The following is a 1,288-nucleotide window of genomic DNA, read 5'->3' as shown; positions in this document are numbered from 1 at the left end:
TTTGGAATGCATTTTAGTCCTGCGGCAGTTTTTCCGGCAGCTGCCAGTATTGCGATATTTTTAGTTGAGTTATCTTCGATAAACGAAAACCTCAAGGAAATGGGACAAACCGGGCTATCCGACATGCTAAATAATTTGGTTAGTACGGTATCGAATAAAATCTTTCCGAAGTAGGGAGGGAAAGCATGACTAACGAACAATTAGCCTATGAAATTGCCCGAGGTATTGGCCAAACCGGCGTAGAGGGCTACTACAACACAGTAACCTGCTCTACTGCTGGCGATTACCCCAGTATGGGCATATCTCAATGGGAGGGCAGTCGGGGCGACAGACTCTTGAGTTACATTGATGGCGGCAGTTATTTTGCTGGCCGAAGTTATTCCGACATCAAAAACAAAGGCGAAATTTACGCACTCTCTGAACTGCTAGGCTCTCCACAAGGGCAAGAGGCCCAAAATCAAATACTAGCCGAGGACTGTCTAGCAATGTATGTTCCGGCACTCAAGCAAGTACCTACTTTAGATGATAGTAGGTGCTTTATTTATGCCGGGATTTGGTGTCCGACTAGTCATTATGTTGTGCGGAAATTTCTACAAAACCGGTGCGACCGCTATAATATCCGCAGCCTAGCAACTATACGCGATTTGTTCCGCGACCAATACTATATCGCTGCGGCTGTCGGTGAGCGGTATGCTGCTGGCTATGCAAATAGGGCAGAAAATACTTTTAGGTATGTAGCGGCGCTTGATTTGTCGGCTTATGGCGTGCCGGAATACGGACAAGGGCCGTTCGGACTTTAAGGGGGCGATTGCGATTGACGACAAGAAAAATCTTATCTTACTGCTTGTGTTGGTGCTTGCTGTTGGTTTCGTTACCTATTACTTGTTCGGCAGCGGAACCGATGTATCTGATATCCGACAGTCAGTTGACGCAGTTAGAACAGAACTCAGCGACGCTCAGAGAGAAAATAGCGAAGCTAGAGAACACGCTGACGCAATCGCAGACGGACTTAAAGGCATCCAAACTGGAACTGGAAATGTGTCAGTTAGAATTAAAAACGCTACAGGAAAAATCAACAGCGCTAATAACGGAATCGGAAATGCTCAAGGCGAACTTGGTAGCATCAGAGAAATCCTTGAACAAAATGAAGCAATATATAGATCAGTTAGAGAAACAGGCCCAGTCCAAAATTAAAAGGCTCACCTGGCAGCGAAATTTGTTTGCCGGGGCCTGCATATATCTGCTGGTGAAATAATGATAGCACACTCTCATTCGAGAGTGGGCTTTT

Annotated in this window: 2 protein-coding genes; both read left to right on the top strand. The window is 45.8% G+C overall.

Annotated features, from left to right (window positions below):
- Positions 1-185 precede the first annotated feature (185 nt).
- On the top strand, positions 186-800 hold the full coding sequence (locus AC29Z1_RS04455) for a hypothetical protein (RefSeq protein WP_488270253.1): 615 nt from the start codon (positions 186-188) through the stop codon (positions 798-800).
- A complete protein-coding gene (locus AC29Z1_RS04450) occupies positions 760-1,194 on the top strand; it encodes a hypothetical protein (RefSeq protein WP_488270252.1) in 435 nt (144 codons plus the stop codon). Before AC29Z1_RS04455 ends, AC29Z1_RS04450 begins: the two co-directional genes overlap by 41 nt.
- Positions 1,195-1,288: the final 94 nt, after the last annotated feature.

It is taken from the genome of Sporomusa sp., assembly GCF_057736855.1.
This window is presented reverse-complemented; position numbering and strand designations above follow the sequence as displayed.